Genomic DNA, 16416 nt, shown 5'->3' with positions numbered 1-16416 from the left:
CGTTTCACGTGAAACGAATGGCGGACACCAAGGCAAGGGCGCCGCCGCGCCCGTGCACCCGCTGCGCGTGGCGCGCACAGTCTGCGTTTCACGTGAAACGCTGCACGGTCGAGGCGGAGAACAGCCCACTCAGGGTTGGTCGGCCGAGCGGTGATGAGGCGCGAGCTGAGGACGACGCGAGACGCTCAGATGCCAGCGGCGCGGGACATGCCGCGGCCGCGACGACCAAAGCTGGCGCTCGTGGTCATTCGTCGTGCACAAGGAACCAACCAGCGAACGGTCCGTTCGGCGACCGTTTCGCGCGATCGTGTGGTTTCACGTGGAACGCGAAGCGTCGCGCAGCGGGGAGTGCATGCGTGCCGGGCCAGAGGAAAGGTGCATGCTCACGACCGCCGACTCTGTGGAGAACTGTGGAGAACGGATTGTGAACGTTGTTCGTCTTCGCCCTCGATCGCCGCCACATCGCGTCGGATTCCGCGCTATGACTGGGATGTCGGACCATGGATGAGCGCGGCCGAGGATGAGGGAATCGACAGCGTGCGCGCTTGCAGCGATCGCGGACCTGTGGAGAACTGTGGAGAACCGCATCAGAGCTTCGCCTCACTGGAATGCCCCCTGACTTTGCGATCGGGCACGATCGGGGCCAGACTGGAGGCTTGCACCACTGCGCGCGGACCCCGCAAGCCGTGATGTTCCACGTGAAACATCGACAGGAAAGGCACGCGTGACCACGGGAAAGTTCGACACGACGCCGATCGCTCGCGAACTGGCGGCGATGGCCCGGAGGCGTCAGGCACTCTCGTCGGTCGAGCTGCCGCTCCCGGCACGCACCCGGATCTTCACGGTGGTGAACCAGAAGGGCGGCGTCGGCAAGACCACCTCGGCCGTCAACCTCGCCGCGGCACTCGCCGTCGCCGGGGCGCGCGTGCTCGTCATCGACCTCGACCCGCAGGGCAACGCATCCACGGCACTCGGGATCGACCACCACGCCGACGTCACGAGCACGTACGACGTGCTCATCGATGGGGAGCCGCTCGAGTCTGCGGTGTCGACGAGCCCGCAGAGCGACCGGCTGCGCGTCGTGCCGTCGACGATCCACCTCGCCGGCGCCGATCTCGAGCTCGCCGGCATGGAGCGACGCGAGCACCGGCTGCGCGAGGCGCTCGACGCGTACTTGAGCGCCGCGCCGCAGCCCCCGCACTACGTCTTCATCGACTGCCCGCCGTCGCTCGGCCTGCTCACGATCAACGCCTTCACCGCCGCGACCGAGGTGCTGCTGCCGATCCAGTGCGAGTACTACGCGCTCGAGGGCGTCTCTCAGCTGCTCGACACGATCGGGCGCATCCAAGCGCACCTCAACCCCAAGCTCGAGCTCTCGACCGTGCTGCTCACGATGTTCGATGGCCGCACGCTGCTGTCGCGGCAGGTGGTCGACGAGGTGCGCGCGCACTTCGCCGAGCAGACGCTCGACGCCGTGATCCCGCGCTCGGTGCGCGTCTCGGAGGCGCCCGGCTACGGCCAGACGGTCATCGCCTACGATCCCAACTCGCCCGGCGCGCTGTCGTATCGCGAGGCCGCGGCCGAGATCGCACGCAGAGGAGCGGCATGAGCAAGAAGGCAGGACTCGGGCGCGGCATCGGCGCCCTCATCCCCACGGGTCCGGCGCCCGCGGAGCGGGCGACCGTCGAGGAGGACGCTCCCTCGACGCGACCGGCGCCCGCGCAGCGACGCACCCGTCGCCCCGCGAAGCCGGGCAGTCGGCCGGTCGACGTGTTCTTCTCGGGGGAGGAGGACGACGACGCCGAGCTGCGGGAGATCCCCGGGGCGAGCCTCGCCGCGATCGCGCCCACCGACATCCGGCCCAACGCGAACCAGCCGCGCACCGTCTTCGATGAGGACGACCTCGCCGAGCTCGAGCACTCGATCCGCGAGTTCGGCGTGCTGCAGCCGATCGTGGTGCGCCCCGTCGCCCCCGGTGAGGACGGCACCCACTACGAGCTCATCATGGGCGAGCGCCGCTGGCGCGCCAGCCAGCGGGCCGGCCTCGAGGCGATCCCGGCGGTCGTCAAGGAGACGCCGGACGACGCGATGCTGCGCGACGCGCTGCTCGAGAACCTGCACCGCGCGCAGCTCAACCCGCTCGAGGAGGCGTCCGCCTACCAGCAGCTGATGGAGGACTTCGCCATCACGCAGGAGGAGCTCTCGAAGCGGATCGGTCGCAGCCGACCGCAGATCTCGAACACCATCCGGCTGCTGAAGCTGCCCGAGTCGATCCAGAGCCGCGTCGCGAGCGGCGTGCTCTCTGCCGGCCACGCGCGCGCGATCCTGTCGCTCCCGACGCCGGAGGCGATGGACCAGCTGGCGGCGAAGATCGTCAATGAGGATCTCTCAGTCCGAGCCGCAGAAGCGGCCGCGGGACTCGTGCAGACGCGCAGCCCGCGACGCACGCCCACGAAGGGCGCGGTGCAGCACGGCCTCGACGAGATCGCCGGCCGCCTCGAGGATCGCCTCGACACGCGCGTGCGGATCGCGCTCGGCCGCTCGAAGGGCCAGCTGACGATCGACTTCGCGACGGTCGCCGACCTGGGCCGCATCCTCGCCGAGCTGGGGGAGCAGGGCTTCGACGGAGCCGCCCCGACTGCCTGACGGCAACGACGACGAAGCCCCGTGGAACGCATCCACGGGGCTTCGTCGTCAGTCGATCAGAGGAACGCTGCGAGCTCCTGCTCGATCGCCGGCTTCGGCCGGGCACCGATGAGCTCCTTGACGACCTCGCCGCCCTGGAAGAGCTTCATCGCCGGGATCGACGTGATGTTGTAGCGCATGGCCAGGTCGGGCTCCTGGTCGACGTTCACCTTGACGACGTCGAGCTTGTCGGTCTCGCCGTCGATCTGCTCGAGGATCGGGCTGACCGCGCGGCACGGACCGCACCACGCGGCCCAGAAGTCGACGAGCACGGGCTTGTCGGCGTTGAGCACGTCCTGCTCGAACGATGCGGTGGTGACTTCCTTCACAGTGCGGCCTCCTCAGGGCTCGTGGCGAATGCCGGCACGGCGTGCGCGGCCAGGTAGTGCTGCGCGTCGAGCGCGGCGACGGTGCCGGACGCGGCGGCCGTGACGGCCTGTCGGTAGGTGGGGTCGGTGACGTCGCCCGCGGCGAAGACGCCCGGCACCGACGTGCGCGACGAGCGGCCTTCGACGGCGATCGTGCCCTCGTCGGTGAGCTCGAGCTTGCCGTGCACGAGGTGCGTGCGCGGGTCGGAGCCGATCGCGACGAAGACGCCGTCGATCGGCATGCTCCAGGTCTCGCCCGAGACGGTGTCGCGCAGCGTGACGCCGCTCACCTGCTCGGTGCCGTTCGACTCCGTGCCGGTGATCTCCTCGACCGTGGCGTTCGTCAGGAACTCGATCTTCTCGTCGGCGCGAGCGCGGTCGAGCATGACCTGGCTCGCGCGGAACTGCTCGGAGCGGTGCACGATCGTGACCTTGTCGGCGAACTTCGTCAGGAACGTCGCCTCCTCCATCGCCGAGTCGCCGCCGCCGACGACGATGAGCTGCTTCTGCTTGAAGAAGAAGCCGTCGCACGTCGCGCACCACGAGACGCCGTGGCCCGAGAGCCGCTCCTCGCCCGCGATGCCGAGCTTGCGGTAGGCCGAGCCCGTCGCGTAGATGACCGTGCGCGCCTCGAGCACCTCGTCGCCCACGTGCACGCGCTTCACGTCGCCGTCGAGCTCGAGCTCCGTCGCGTCCTGCATGCGCACGTCGGCGCCGAAGCGCTCGGCCTGCTGCTGCATCGCGAACATGAGCTCGGGCCCCTGCACGCCGTTCGGGAAGCCGGGGAAGTTCTCGACCTCGGTCGTCGTCATGAGGTCGCCGCCCATCTCGACGCTCGAGGCGAGCACGATCGGCTGCAGGTTCGCCCGCGCCGCGTAGATCGCGGCGGTGAACCCGGCGGGGCCGGAGCCGATGATGATGACGTCGTGCACTGCGTCTCCTGAGGTCGATGGGGGATGCGTGGGGAACAACCGATTCTAGGCGGCGGGCATTCCCGGGCGGCCGGGCTCGCCCACGACCGTCAGCAGGTCGCCCGTCGCGGCGTCGACGACGATGAGGCCGGCTGCCGGCCACTCGGGCGTGCGGCGCACGACGGGGCTCGCGACGCGGGAGCGCGCGCGGCGGTCCCACGAGTCGACGAGCCGCCCGGAGTCGGCGTCGACGATGAGCACGGCCGGATGCGCGTGCGCGAGCGACGAGGACGCATCCGACGACCACCACCCCTCGACCGCGAGCGGCGTGGACGGCGGCTCGAGCTCGTGCTGGTGCTTGCGCTCGCGGGCGAGCGATGCGCCGACGATCGCGCCGCCGGCCGCCAGCGCGCCGACGAGGATGGGCGTGGCGAGGCGGATGAGCGATCGAGCCATGGCGTCCCCCTTCCGCGCGGTGCGCTCGCACCGCAGCTCGAGGCGATGCTAGACGGCACGCATCTGCATCGGCACTGGATGGCCCGAGTCGGAGCCGTCCGAGCGGGCGGTCAGGCCTCGGCGCTGTCGGACTGGCCGCGGCCGCGGCGGAACCGCGCGAGCACGAGGTCGACGGTCGTGCGGAAGTCGGGGTTGCGCGTGAGGTAGAGCAGGCCGAAGTAGACGGCGCCCATGACCGCGCCCGCGATGACGCACGTGATCGCCGCGCTCGCGACCGTCGCGGTGCCGAAGCCGTCGCCGCGGTAGCCGCCGAGCGCGAAGGTCGTGGCGACGCCGGCCGCCGCCGCGACGAGCGAGTACGCGAGGTACTGCACGTGGCGGAGGCCGATGAGCTTGAAGCCGAACTGGCCGATGCGGCGCCGCACGAGCACGAGCCACACGGCGCACGAGATGAGGTTGGCGATCGAGACCGAGAGCGCCGTGCCCGCGATGACCCACTCCGCCGGGAGCGTCGACGCCCACCACAGCAGCGCGAAGGTGATGAACATGCCGACGCACGAGTAGAGGAACGCGGTCCGCGTGTCGCCGAGCGCGAAGAAGACGCGCTGCAGCACGAACTCCGCGCTGAAGGCGACGAGGCACACGAGGAAGGCCCAGATGGTGAACGCCATCGCGAGCGTCGGGTCGAAGCCGCCCTCGAGCATCCGCGAGAACGGCACGGCGATGACGGCGAGCACGAACGCCGAGATGGTCGTGAGCATGCCGACCGAGCGGAGCGCGCTCGAGACGTCCTGGCGGATGCCCGAGAGGTCGTCGCGCGAGGCGTGGTGCGACATGCGAGTGAAGAAGGCGATCGCGATCGAGACGGCGATGATCGAGTGGGGGAGCGAGAAGACGTACCAGGAGTTCTGCATCGTCGCGATGTTCGCGCCCTCGCCGAGCGAGGCGACGCGCGACTGCACGATGCCCTTGACCTGGCCGATGATGACGATGCCGAACAGCCACAGCGCCGCCTTGCCCGTCGCGCCGAGGCCGACGCCGCGCCAGCCGAAGTCGAGCCGGAACCGGAGGCCCGTCTTGCGGAAGAAGAGGACGAGCACGATCGCCTGCACCGCGACGCCGCCGGTCGTGACGAGGCCGAGCATCGTGATGCGGTCGGCGTCCCAGACGTCGACGAACTTGTTCACCCGATCGGTGCCGAACAGCAGGATGAAGGCGCCGAGGCCCGCGATCGAGACGACGTTGTTGACGACCGGCGCCCACGTGTAGGGGCCGAACTGGCTGCGGGCGTTGTAGATCTCGCCGAGCAGCGTGTAGATCGCGTAGAAGAGGATCTGCGGCATGCACCAGTAGGCGAGCGCGACGGCGAGCGCCATCTGCTCGTCCGAGAAGCCGCGGCCGTCGGCGCCGGCCGAGATGGCGTAGATGTCGACGAGCAAGGGAGCCGCGATCGTGGCGACGATCGTGAGCACGAGGAAGACGGTGCCGCCGAGGGTCAGGATCTTCGAGATGTACGACTCGCCGTTGTCGGCGCCCTTCGAGGCCTTGACGATCTGCGGCACCAGCACGGCGCTCATGACGCCACCGGCGACGAGCGCGTAGACGTTGTTGGGCAGCTGGTTCGCCATGCCGAAGGCCTCGGCGGCCTTCGACGTCGACTGGCCGATCGCGACGGCGAGCAGCACCATCTTCACGAAGCCCAGCACGCGCGAGACCATCGTGCCTGCCGCGATGATCGCGCTTGCCTTGCCTGTGCTCACCCGGTCTCCTCCGCCGCGACGCTGGATCCAGGGGCGTCGAGGTCCCCGCGCGCCTGGCCGCTGCGCCGCTTGCGCACCGACCGCCAGATGCCGAACACCAGCAGCAGCGCGATGGCGCTGCCGAGCACCCAGGCTACGGCGGTCTCGATCGTGGGCTGCGCGGTGACACGCAGCGTCTGCACCTGCCCGAGCGCGACGCCGCCGGGCGTGTGCAGCTGGGCGATCACGAGCACGGTGCCGGTGCCGACGATCTCGACGGGCACCTGCACGCGCTGCTGGCTGCCGGGCGCGAGCGTGACGGTCGTCGACGGCTGCGAGACGTTGACGAGCGCGTTGGAAGCGCGCAGCGAGAGCACGACCTCGGCCGGCACGTCGAGCCGGTTCACGATCGTGACGGGCATCGGCACGCTCTCGCCGACCGCGTGGATCTCGCTGCCGCCGACGATCTCGACGGCGGTGCGCAGGTCGGCGAGCTCGCCGCCGAGGCCCTCGATCGCCTGCCGGTCCTCCTCGGTGATCGGCAGCCCCGCGTCAGGGAGCGCGGTGAGGAGCGAGAGCCGCAGCGAGGCGAGCAGCGTCGAGGGGTCGCCGACGATCCCGGCGATGCGCGCGGCGTCCGCCTCCTGGGCCAGCGCGGCCTGCACGAGCTCGGCGCCCTCCGTGCTCGGCGCGGCGTCGGCCTCGGCGAGCCGCGCGTCGCGGGGCTCGAGCTCGAGTGCGTCGTCGACGCCGACGGTCTCGACGAAGCCCGCCGCGGCGAGGTCGTCGAGCAGCTCGACCGTCGAGCCCTGCGTCGTCGCGGGCAGCGCGGCCGCGAGCGTGCGGGGATCGCTCGGGCGCTCGCGCGTGATGGTCGCGAGCAGCGCCATGGCCTCGGCGCGAGCGTGCGCGGCCTCGAGCGGATCGACCGCCGCCGCCGCCGTGACGAGCCGTTGCAGCTCGGCGTCGGCGGCGAGCACGTCGACGCCGTCGATCGTGGCGTGAGCGGAGGGCGTGCGGCCGCCGATCTCCTCGTCGAGGCTCGACGTCGTGACGACGACGGTGCCGATCGCGGCGAGGGCCGCGAGCTCCGCGTCACCGATCGCGACTGCGGTCGCGTCGATCACGGGCTCGCGCGCGCCGATCTCGCCGGCGGAGGCCGGCAGCGGCGGGCCGTCCTCGCGCGGGATGCCGAGCGGCTCGATCGGGTACTCGCCCGCTCGAGCCATCGCGATCGGGTCGGCGTTGGAGTAGCGGAGCGCGTACGCATCGGGGCCGTCGGCGCGGTCGAGCCAGTCGATCGCCGCTTCGGGCGCGTCGTCGCCGAGCGCGGCCACGGAGGCACCGATCGCCGGGTCGACGCCGATCGTCGCGCCCGCGCCGAGCGCCGCGTCGAGCGCCGCCCTCGCGTCGCCGCCGTCGCCCGTGGACGCCTCGAGCTGCTCGGCGTCGAGCAGCCCGGCTGGCCCGGTGGGCGCGTCGATCGGGGCGGAGAGCGCGAGCCGCGTCGGGCTCGCCTCGCCCGGCTCGTCGAGCACGACGACGCTCGTGGCGCCCGTGACGCTCGGCGCGGTCGCGGCGAGGCCGTACGCGCCCCACGGCGCGCCCTCGAGACCCAGCGCATCCGCGTCGATCGAGACGGTGACCGAGTGCTCGTCGAGGGCGGCGACGGCCGGCAGCTCGACCGTCGCGACGACGCGGTTCGCCGCGATCGCCTCGCCGGCGAACCACCGCGAGAGCGAGTAGCGCGTCGCGATCGGCGAGGCGGTGAGCAGCACGTCGACGGTCGTCGCGGGCGCGATCGAGCGTGAGCGGTTGTCGAGCGCGACCTCGAGCGAGAGCTCCTCGCCGGTGCTGAGCAGCGGGTCGACGGGCGCGAGCTCGAGCGTCGGCGACTCGGCGCCGCCGGTCGTGGCGACCGCCCCCGGCGCGATCGTGAGCGGAGCCGCGAGGAGCGTCGTCGCGACAGCCGCGACGGCGCACGCTGACGCGCTCCGCCGCGCCAGGCGACCTGCCGACAGCATGCGCCCAAGTGTAGGCAACGCACTCAGGGCTCCGGACTGCGGCACAATGGGCGTCCGTGACAGACCTGGGGGCGCTCGTGACCGACATGGCTGAGGCGACCGCGCGGCTGCACGCGCTCGTGGCGTCGAGCCCGACGAGCGATCTCGCTGCGGCCTTCGCCGCCGCCGGCCACGAGCTCGCGCTCGTGGGCGGGCCGGTGCGCGACGCCTTCCTCGACCGCCCCGTCACCGACCTCGACTTCACGACGAGCGCGAGCCCCGACGAGATCCTGCGGATCGTCGCCCCGCTCGCCGACGCGACGTGGGACGTCGGGCGCGAGTTCGGCACGATCGCGGCGCGCATCCGCGGCGCCGACGTCGAGATCACGACCTACCGCGCCGACCAGTACGACGGCGTCTCGCGGAAGCCGTCGGTGCAGTTCGGCGAGTCGCTCGAGGACGACCTCGTGCGCCGCGACTTCACCGTCAACGCGATGGCGCTGCGGGTCACGCCCGCGCGCGGCGAGGCGGGCGAGGCGGATGCGGTGCCCCAGCTCGTCGACGTCGGCGGCGGCCTCGAGCACCTGCTCGCGCGCGTCATCGACACCCCGCAGGCGCCCGAGCGCTCCTTCGACGACGACCCGCTGCGCATGATGCGGGCGGCGCGGTTCTCCGCGCAGCTCGGCTTCGAGGTCGCCCCGCGCGTGCGGGTCGCGATGGTGGAGCTCGCCGACCGCATCCTCGACATCTCGGCGGAGCGCGTGCGCGACGAGCTCTCGAAGCTGCTGCTGACGAGCCGGCCGGTGCCGGGCATCCGCCTGCTCACCGACACGGGCATCCTCGACCGCGTGCTGCCGGAGGTGCCGGCGCTGCGGCTCGAGACCGACGAGCACGCGCACCACAAGGACGTCTTCGAGCACTCGCTCACGGTGCTGCAGCAGGGCATCGACCTCGAGGCGTCGCGCAACCCGGATGCGGCGCCCGACCTCGTCTCGCGGCTCGCGGGGCTGCTCCACGACATCGGCAAGCCCGCGACCCGCCGCATCGAGGGCCGCACCGTCACGTTCCACCAGCACGACCTCGTCGGGGCGCGCATGGCGAAGCAGCGCCTCAAGGCGCTGCGCTTCGACAACGACACCGTGAAGGCCGTCTCGCGCCTCGTCGAGCTCCACCTGCGCTTCTACGGCTACGGCGATCAGGCGTGGAGCGACTCGGCGGTGCGCCGCTACGTGCGCGACGCGGGGCCGCTGCTCGAGCGGCTGCACATCCTCACGCGCTCCGACGTCACCACGCGCAACCGGCGGAAGGCCGAGCGGCTCGACTTCGCCTACGACGACCTCGAGCGGCGCATCGCCGAGCTCGCGGAGCAGGAGGAGCTCGAGGCCGTGCGGCCCGACCTCGACGGCAACCGCATCCAGGAGGTCCTCGGCATCCGGCCCGGTCGCGAGGTGGGGGAGGCGTACCGCATGCTGCTCGAGCAGCGCCTCGAGCACGGTCCGCTCGGTGAGGAGCGCGCCGAGCAGGTGCTCCGCGAGTGGTGGGCGGCGCGCGGCGCCTGATCCGGCGGATCCGCCATTGATGGCGGCGGGTGCCCTGCGGTACAGTTGACAGGTTGTGCGGGCTGTGCCCGTCCTCGAGCACGAGGCCCGCGCACCATGCATACCCTCCTGCTGCAGACCGCCTGCAGCCGTTCTAGTCCGAAGGAGGTGGGTGAAGCATGCAGCAGTACGAGCTGATGGTGATTCTCGACCCGGAGGTGGACGAGCGCACTGTCGCCCCGTCCCTGGAGAAGTTCCTCGGTGTCGTCCGCAACGACGGCGGCACGATCGACAAGGTCGACATCTGGGGCCGTCGTCGCCTCGCGTACGAGATCGACAAGCGCACCGAGGGCATCTACGCCGTCGTGAACTTCACGGCCGAGCCGGCGACGAGCGACGAGCTCGACCGCCAGCTGAAGCTGTCGGAGGCCGTCATGCGCACGAAGGTGCTCCGCGCCGACGTCGCCGTGGCGCGCGCCGGCAAGGAGCCGGCGAAGCGCGAGGCCAAGGCCGAGGCGCCCGCAGAGGTCGAGGCCGAGTAGCCATGGCCGGCGAGACGATCATCACGGTCGTCGGCAACCTGACTGCCGACCCGGAGCTGCGCTACACGCAGAACGGCCTCGCGGTCGCGAACTTCACGATCGCGTCAACCCCTCGCACGTTCGACCGCCAGGCGAACGAGTGGAAGGACGGCGAGGCGCTCTTCCTGCGCGCCTCGGTGTGGCGCGAGTTCGCCGAGCACGTCTCGCAGAGCCTGCAGAAGGGCTCGCGCGTCATCGCGCAGGGCCGCCTCAAGCAGCGCTCGTTCGAGACGCAGCAGGGCGAGAAGCGCACGGTCATCGAGCTCGAGGTCGACGAGATCGGCCCCTCGCTCCGCTACGCGACCGCGCAGGTGACGCGCACGACGGGCGGCGGCGCAGGCCGCAGCTCGGGCGGGCAGCAGCAGTTCGGTCAGGGCGGCGGCTTCGGTCAGCCCCAGCAGGTCGCCGACGAGCCGTGGGGCCAGCCGGCCTCGCAGCAGCAGTCGAGCGGCGACGTCTGGGGAGCGCCCGGCACCTCCTACAACGACGAGACCCCCTTCTAAGGGCTCTCGCAGCAAGCATCACCGGGACGGCAGTCCCGAGCACGAAAGAAGGACACATGGCTGGCAAGCCGCAGAACAACCGGAAGCCGCGCGGCGGCAAGGGCGGGAAGCCGCTCGCTCCCGCGAAGGCGATCAAGGTCGGCGTCATCGACTGGAAGGACGTCGCGACGCTCAAGAAGTTCATCTCGGAGCGCGGCAAGATCCGCGCCCGTCGCATCACCGGCGTCTCGGTGCAGGAGCAGCGCCTGATCGCCAAGGCGATCAAGAACGCTCGCGAGATGGCGCTCCTGCCCTACTCGGGCGCCGGACGCTGAGGGGACTGACACATGGCAAAGCTCATTCTCACGAACGAGGTCTCCGGCCTCGGCTCCGCTGGTGACGTCGTCGAGGTCAAGAACGGGTTCGCCCGCAACTACCTCGTGCCCCAGGGCCTGGCTGTCGCGTGGTCGCGCGGCGGCGAGAAGCAGGTCGACCAGATCAAGGCAGCTCGCGCCGCGCGCGAGCACGCCACGATCGAGGAGGCGCAGGACCTCCGCGCCCGCCTCGAGGCGAACGTCGTCACGCTGAAGGCGAAGGCCGGCTCCGAGGGCCGCCTCTTCGGCTCCATCCAGACGAAGGACATCGCCGAGGCGGTCGAGGCGGCCGGTCACGGCTCGATCGACAAGCGCGTCATCGAGATCCCGACGCCGATCCGCTCGGTGGGCGACCACCAGGCGACCGCGCGCCTGCGCGACGAGATCGTCGCGACGATCTCGCTCAAGGTGGTCGCGGCCAAGTAGGTCGCGCACGCCGCTCGAGGGCCCGCATCCGTCGTGGATGCGGGCCCTCGTCGTGCATCGAGGAGACGGATGCGGGACCCCGGCTCTCAAGCGAACCTGAAGAAGCGCTGGAAGTCTCAACGTGTACTTCAACCCGCTTTCTCCCCACGTCCTGTGCAAAGCGAAACCGCCGGTCAGAGGCGGGTTTCGACGCTTTCCACGATCGAAGTCCACAGATCTGTGCACAGGGGAGAGGCGTGTCGAGGCTGTCAAGTCCCGGCGTTGTCCCCAGCTCTCCACACGGTTGTCCACAGCAGGATTCGCTGAGCCGACGACGCGCTCCTAGCCTGGGGCAGGCTCCGACCGATCGGTCCGTGTGGGCCGCCCGCGAGACGATCGAACCGGAAGGAGCAGCGTGACCGACCTGGCAGAGATCGGGCTCGACGAGAGCCGGTACAGCGAGCGCACCCCGCCGCACGACCTGCTCGCAGAGCAGTCCGCCATCGGCGGCATGCTCCTCTCGAAGGACGCGGTCGCCGACTGCCTCGAAACGGTGCGCGGCGGCGACTTCTACCAGCCGAAGCACGAGATCGTCTACGAGGCGATCCTCTCGCTCTACTCGCGCGGCGAGCCGACCGACGTCATCACCGTGAGCGACGAGCTGACGAAGACGGGCATGCTCTCGCGCGCCGGCGGCGTGCAGTACCTGCACTCGCTCACGTCGATGGTGCCCACCGCGGCGAACGCCGGCTTCTACGCCGAGATCGTCGCCGAGAAGGCGGTGCTGCGTCGCCTCGTGGAGGCCGGCACCCGCATCGTGCAGATGGGCTACGCCTCCGAGGGCGAGGTCACCGACCTCGTCAACCACGCGCAGGCCGAGATCTACTCGGTCATGGGCGAGGACCAGGCCGAGGACTACGTGCCGCTGAGCCTCGCGGTCGAGGCAGCGATCGAGGAGATCGAGGCGGCGAAGGGCCTCGACGGCGTCATGACGGGCGTGCCGACCGGCTTCCGCGAGCTCGACGAGCTCACGAACGGCCTGCACCCCGGTCAGATGATCGTCATCGCCGCGCGCCCCGGCATCGGCAAGTCGACGCTCGCGATGGACCTCGTGCGCGCGTGCTCGATCAAGGGCGACCTGCCGTCGGTCTTCTTCTCGCTCGAGATGGGCCGCACCGAGATCGCGATGAAGCTGCTCTCGGCCGAGTCGAGCATCCTGCTGCAGAAGCTGCGCAAGGGCGCGATCGAGGGGCGCGACTGGACGACGCTCGCGCAAGTGCGCGGCCGCATCAACGACGCGCCGCTCTACATCGACGACAGCCCCAACCTCACGCTCGTCGAGATCCGCGCGAAGTGCCGCCGCCTCAAGCAGCAGGCCGGCCTGCGGATGGTCGTCATCGACTACCTGCAGCTCATGACGAGCGGCAAGAAGGTCGAGTCGCGCCAGCAGGAGGTCTCGGAGTTCTCCCGCTCGCTCAAGCTGCTCGCGAAGGAGCTGCAGGTGCCGGTCATCGCGCTCTCGCAGCTCAACCGCGGCCCCGAGCAGCGCGGCGACAAGAAGCCGGCGATCAGCGACCTGCGCGAGTCGGGTTCGATCGAGCAGGACGCCGACATCGTCATGCTGCTGCACCGCGAGGACGCCTACGACCGCGACATCCGGCCCGGCGAGGCCGACATCATCGTCGCGAAGCACCGCGGCGGCCCGACGAAGACGATCCCGGTCGCCTTCCACGGCCACCTCGCGCGGTTCGCCGACATCGCGCCGGGCATGGGCCCGGGCGACGGGGGCGCCCCGGCGATCCCGCCGGCGGGCACGCCCTTCGGCGGCGCGCCCTACGGGGCACCGCCGCCGCCCTACGAGGGCTGAGACGACGAGGGGCCCGACCGCGCGGTCGGGCCCCTCGAGGTCGGTCTCAGGCCTGCTGGCCGACCGCGAAGTCGACGCGGCCGTCGGCCGAGGCGGATGCGTCGAGCACCTTGTCGTCGAGCGCTGTCGCGGCCGAGGGGTCGAGGAAGACGCGCACGCCGGCGGCCTCCACGACCTGGTCGTCGGCCTCGGGCGCCGCGGCGACGGTGACGCCGAGCCCGGCGCCGTCCTGCTCCTGGGCGATGCGCAGGCCACCGGTCGCAGCGGCGTCCGCGTGCTCGACGATGCCGCCGATGACGGTCTGGGCGTTCTCGGTCAGGGTGAGCATGGCTGCTCCTTCCGTTGGCGAGCGGGCCACGATGCCGAGGATCCGGCCGGCTCGCAAGCCGGGAGCCGGTCCGGGCGTGTCATCGCGCGAGCATCCGGGAGGCCTCCGCGACGGGCCCTGCCACACTGGAGGCATGCCCACCGACTCCGAGGCGCGCGTCGCCGTCTACATCGACTTCGACAACATCCTCATCTCGCGCTACGACCAGATGCACGGCCGCGGCGCCTTCCACAGCGACAAGGTCCGCACGCTCCCGATCGACGGTCGCGAGTCGAAGGCCCGCACGCGCTTCGCCGAGGCGACCGTCGACCTCGGCGCGATCATCGACTACGCGTCGAGCTACGGCTCGATCGTGCTGAGCCGCGCCTACGCCGACTGGTCGGTGCCGGCGCACGCCGCCTACCGCGACCAGCTGCTCGCGCGCGCGGTCGACCTCGTGCAGATGTTCCCCACCACTCGGGCGCTCAAGAACGGCGCCGACATCCGCCTCTCGATCGACGTGGTGGAGGACCTCTTCCGGCTCGACGACATCACGCACGTCGTGGTGGTCGCGGGCGACAGCGACTACATCGCGCTCGCGCAGCGGGTGAAGCGGCTCGGCCGCTTCATGGTCGGGATCGGCGTCGCCGGGTCGACCTCGAAGTCGCTCGCGGCGGCGTGCGACGAGTTCGCCGACTACGACGCGCTGCCGGGCGTCGTGCCGGTCGAGCGCGCGCGCCGCGAGGAGCGCGCCGAGCCCGACGCGCCGGAGCCGACGCCCGAGGAGGCGAAGCAGATCGAGGCCGAGGCGGTCGAAGTCGCCGAGTCGAAGCCGGCTCGACGCCGTCGCCGGGCGACGAGCGAGTCGGTCGCGCAGGAGCGCGACGCCGAGCCGACCGCCGAGCAGCGCGGCGACGCCGCGACGGGCCTGCTCGAGCGCGCCCTGCGCATCCTGCTGCAGAAGGGCGACGACGAGTGGCTGCACGCCAACGTCGTCAAGGAGCAGATGAAGCGCATGGACCCGGTGTTCAACGAGAAGTCGCTCGGCCACCGCTCGTTCTCGGACTTCCTGGGCGCTCGAGACGAGCTCGTCGAGGTGCGCGAGGACGGGCAGGCGCGCCTGCTGCGGCTGCGTCGCGCCTGACGCGAAGCGCCCCGCCGGGTCGGCGGGGCGCTTCCTGTCTCGCGCGTCAGGCGTTCGAGGCGGCCGACGGCGCCGAGGGTGCCGAGATGGGCGAGGCGGGCGACTGCGCCGAAGCGGGCGACGGCGCGGACGCAGCGCTCGGCGCGGAGGCCGGCGACGGCGCCGACTGCTGCGCCGGGGCGGGTGCGACCGTCGCGGATGCCGCCGACGGCGCCGACGCGACGGCTGCCGGTGCGGCGGGCTGCGGCGCCTGGACCGCCGGTGCCTGCGTCGCGGACGGGGCCGACGGCGCGTCGGTCGCCGAGGGCGCGGTCGTCGCGGAGACGACCGAGGCGTGGTCGCCCGTCGTCGCGATGCCGACGGCGCCGCGCTCGAGCAGGTCGCCCTTGACCGCTGCCTGCTCGACGACCTGACCGTCGGCGCTGCGCAGCTCGACGGCGTTCGCGACGCCCGCGGCGCTCGCGGCGATCGCCCCGATGCCGAGCGTGCTGAGCGTGCTGATCGCGATCCACTTGGTGTTCATGGTGTCCTCCTGCTGGTCCGTGTGCTGTGACGCGGAGGCGGTCGACCCGTCTCCGTCGCTGTGCCTCCACTCTCGCGAGCGGCCGTGAGGCGAGAGGGAAGGCTGGATGAGAGCCCTCTCATCGCGGCGGCGGGCGGGTGCAGACTGGGTCGCATGCCGGAGCTGCCCGAGGTCGAGGCGCTCGCGACCGACCTGGCCGAGCGCCTCGTCGGTCGCGCGATCCGCCGCGTCGACGTCACCGAGATCGCCGCGCTCAAGACCTACGACCCATCCGTCGACGCCCTCCGCGGCGCGACCGTGACCGACGTGCACCGGCGCGGCAAGCACCTCGTCGTCTCGGTCGACAGCGGCCTGCACCTCGTGGTGCACCTCGCGCGCTCCGGCTGGATCCGCTGGCGTGACGCCGCACCCCGCCCGACCGCGGGTCGCGGCCGCGGCCCGCTCGCCGCGCGCGTCCAGCTCGAGCCCGACGGCGACGGCATCGACATCACCGAGCAGGCGACGCAGAAGCGGCTCGCGCTCCACGTCGTGCGGCATCCCGAGCAGGTGCTGTCGATCGCGACGCTCGGCCCCGAGCCGCTCGAGCCGTCCTTCACCGAGGAGCGCTTCGCCGGCATCCTCGCGAAGGCGGGCCGCGGGCAGATCAAGGGGGTGCTGCGCGACCAGCAGCGCATCGCCGGCATCGGCAACGCCTACTCCGACGAGATCCTGCACGCCGCGCGCATGTCGCCGTTCCATCCCGCCTCGATGCCGCCGGAGGACGTGCACCGCTTGTTCGAGGCGCTCCGCCACGTGCTCGGCGAGGCGGTCGAGCGCGCGCGGGGCGTCAAGGTCTCGTCGCTCAAGGCGGAGAAGCAGCAGGGGATGCGCGTGCACGGCAGGAAGGGCGAGGCGTGCCCCGTGTGCGGCGACACCGTGCGCCAGGTCATCTACGCCGACAGCACGTTCGAGTACTGCGCGACGTGCCAGACGGGCGGCAAGCCGCTCGCCGACCGGGTGCTCTCGCGCCTCGGCGTGCGCCGCTGAGCGGCAG

Annotated in this window: 16 protein-coding genes and 1 pseudogene; 10 read left to right on the top strand and 7 right to left on the bottom strand. The window is 71.6% G+C overall.

Annotated elements, in window-relative coordinates:
* Nucleotides 1–775 precede the first annotated feature (775 nt).
* Nucleotides 776–1609 (top strand): ParA family protein, encoded by an 834-nt coding sequence (locus L332_RS22695; RefSeq protein ID WP_081646110.1) that lies wholly within the window; start codon nucleotides 776–778, stop codon nucleotides 1607–1609.
* On the top strand, nucleotides 1606–2646 hold the full coding sequence (locus L332_RS22690) for a ParB/RepB/Spo0J family partition protein (RefSeq protein WP_021010594.1): 1041 nt from the start codon (nucleotides 1606–1608) through the stop codon (nucleotides 2644–2646). The genes L332_RS22695 and L332_RS22690 overlap by 4 nt, the downstream gene beginning before the upstream one ends.
* 56 nt (nucleotides 2647–2702) lie before the next feature.
* On the opposite strand, the gene trxA is transcribed toward L332_RS22690, so the two are convergent.
* From trxA to L332_RS22665, 5 genes are all read right to left on the bottom strand, one after another.
* The gene (gene trxA, locus L332_RS22685) at nucleotides 2703–3014 is read right to left on the bottom strand and encodes a thioredoxin (RefSeq protein ID WP_021010593.1); all 312 of its coding nucleotides are present in this window, start codon (nucleotides 3012–3014) and stop codon (nucleotides 2703–2705) included.
* Nucleotides 3011–3985, bottom strand: coding sequence for a thioredoxin-disulfide reductase (gene trxB, locus L332_RS22680; RefSeq protein ID WP_021010592.1), 975 nt, complete (start codon nucleotides 3983–3985; stop codon nucleotides 3011–3013). The genes trxA and trxB overlap by 4 nt, the downstream gene beginning before the upstream one ends.
* A 45-nt stretch (nucleotides 3986–4030) precedes the next feature.
* Nucleotides 4031–4420: a hypothetical protein gene (locus tag L332_RS22675; RefSeq protein WP_021010591.1), complete on the bottom strand. Its 390-nt coding sequence runs from the start codon at nucleotides 4418–4420 to the stop codon at nucleotides 4031–4033.
* Between the two features lie 110 nt (nucleotides 4421–4530).
* The gene (murJ, locus tag L332_RS22670; RefSeq protein ID WP_021010590.1) at nucleotides 4531–6180 is read right to left on the bottom strand and encodes a murein biosynthesis integral membrane protein MurJ; all 1650 of its coding nucleotides are present in this window, start codon (nucleotides 6178–6180) and stop codon (nucleotides 4531–4533) included.
* Nucleotides 6177–8183 (bottom strand): DUF6049 family protein, encoded by a 2007-nt coding sequence (locus tag L332_RS22665; RefSeq protein ID WP_021010589.1) that lies wholly within the window; start codon nucleotides 8181–8183, stop codon nucleotides 6177–6179. The genes murJ and L332_RS22665 overlap by 4 nt, the downstream gene beginning before the upstream one ends.
* A gap of 77 nt (nucleotides 8184–8260) precedes the next feature.
* On the opposite strand from L332_RS22665, the gene L332_RS22660 reads away from it, so the two are divergent.
* From L332_RS22660 to dnaB, 6 genes and pseudogenes are all read left to right on the top strand, one after another.
* Nucleotides 8261–9721, top strand: coding sequence for a CCA tRNA nucleotidyltransferase (locus L332_RS22660; RefSeq protein WP_021010588.1), 1461 nt, complete (start codon nucleotides 8261–8263; stop codon nucleotides 9719–9721).
* A 158-nt stretch (nucleotides 9722–9879) separates the two neighbouring features.
* The gene (rpsF, locus tag L332_RS22655) at nucleotides 9880–10242 is read left to right on the top strand and encodes a 30S ribosomal protein S6 (RefSeq protein WP_021010587.1); all 363 of its coding nucleotides are present in this window, start codon (nucleotides 9880–9882) and stop codon (nucleotides 10240–10242) included.
* 2 nt (nucleotides 10243–10244) lie between these two features.
* Entirely contained in the window at nucleotides 10245–10784 is a 540-nt protein-coding gene (locus L332_RS22650) for a single-stranded DNA-binding protein (protein ID WP_021010586.1), read from the top strand.
* 56 nt (nucleotides 10785–10840) lie between these two features.
* Entirely contained in the window at nucleotides 10841–11098 is a 258-nt protein-coding gene (rpsR, locus tag L332_RS22645) for a 30S ribosomal protein S18 (protein WP_021010585.1), read from the top strand.
* Nucleotides 11099–11110: 12 nt separating this feature from the next.
* Entirely contained in the window at nucleotides 11111–11563 is a 453-nt protein-coding gene (gene rplI, locus L332_RS22640; RefSeq protein ID WP_021010584.1) for a 50S ribosomal protein L9, read from the top strand.
* A gap of 403 nt (nucleotides 11564–11966) precedes the next feature.
* Nucleotides 11967–13307: pseudogene (gene dnaB / locus L332_RS22635) on the top strand (replicative DNA helicase); the annotation flags it as partial.
* A 148-nt stretch (nucleotides 13308–13455) separates the two neighbouring features.
* On the opposite strand, the gene L332_RS22630 reads toward dnaB, so the two are convergent.
* A complete protein-coding gene (locus tag L332_RS22630; protein WP_021010582.1) occupies nucleotides 13456–13737 on the bottom strand; it encodes a (Fe-S)-cluster assembly protein in 282 nt (93 codons plus the stop codon).
* A gap of 133 nt (nucleotides 13738–13870) precedes the next feature.
* Between L332_RS22630 and L332_RS22625 the strand changes: the two genes are divergently transcribed.
* Complete coding sequence (locus L332_RS22625) at nucleotides 13871–14860, top strand: NYN domain-containing protein (RefSeq protein WP_021010581.1); 990 nt, start codon at nucleotides 13871–13873, stop codon at nucleotides 14858–14860.
* A gap of 46 nt (nucleotides 14861–14906) precedes the next feature.
* Here the strand turns inward: L332_RS22625 and L332_RS22620 are convergent, their stop codons facing one another.
* Complete coding sequence (locus L332_RS22620; RefSeq protein ID WP_021010580.1) at nucleotides 14907–15383, bottom strand: hypothetical protein; 477 nt, start codon at nucleotides 15381–15383, stop codon at nucleotides 14907–14909.
* Between the two features lie 153 nt (nucleotides 15384–15536).
* Here L332_RS22620 and L332_RS22615 point away from each other — a divergent pair, with 153 nt between their 5' ends.
* Nucleotides 15537–16409: an Fpg/Nei family DNA glycosylase gene (locus L332_RS22615; protein ID WP_021010579.1), complete on the top strand. Its 873-nt coding sequence runs from the start codon at nucleotides 15537–15539 to the stop codon at nucleotides 16407–16409.
* The last annotated feature ends 7 nt before the right edge of the window (nucleotides 16410–16416 follow it).

The organism is Agrococcus pavilionensis RW1, assembly GCF_000400485.1.
Classification (GTDB): domain Bacteria; phylum Actinomycetota; class Actinomycetes; order Actinomycetales; family Microbacteriaceae; genus Agrococcus; species Agrococcus pavilionensis.
The sequence above is the reverse complement of the archived record's forward strand: the minus strand, read 5'-3'. Positions and strand labels throughout refer to the sequence as shown.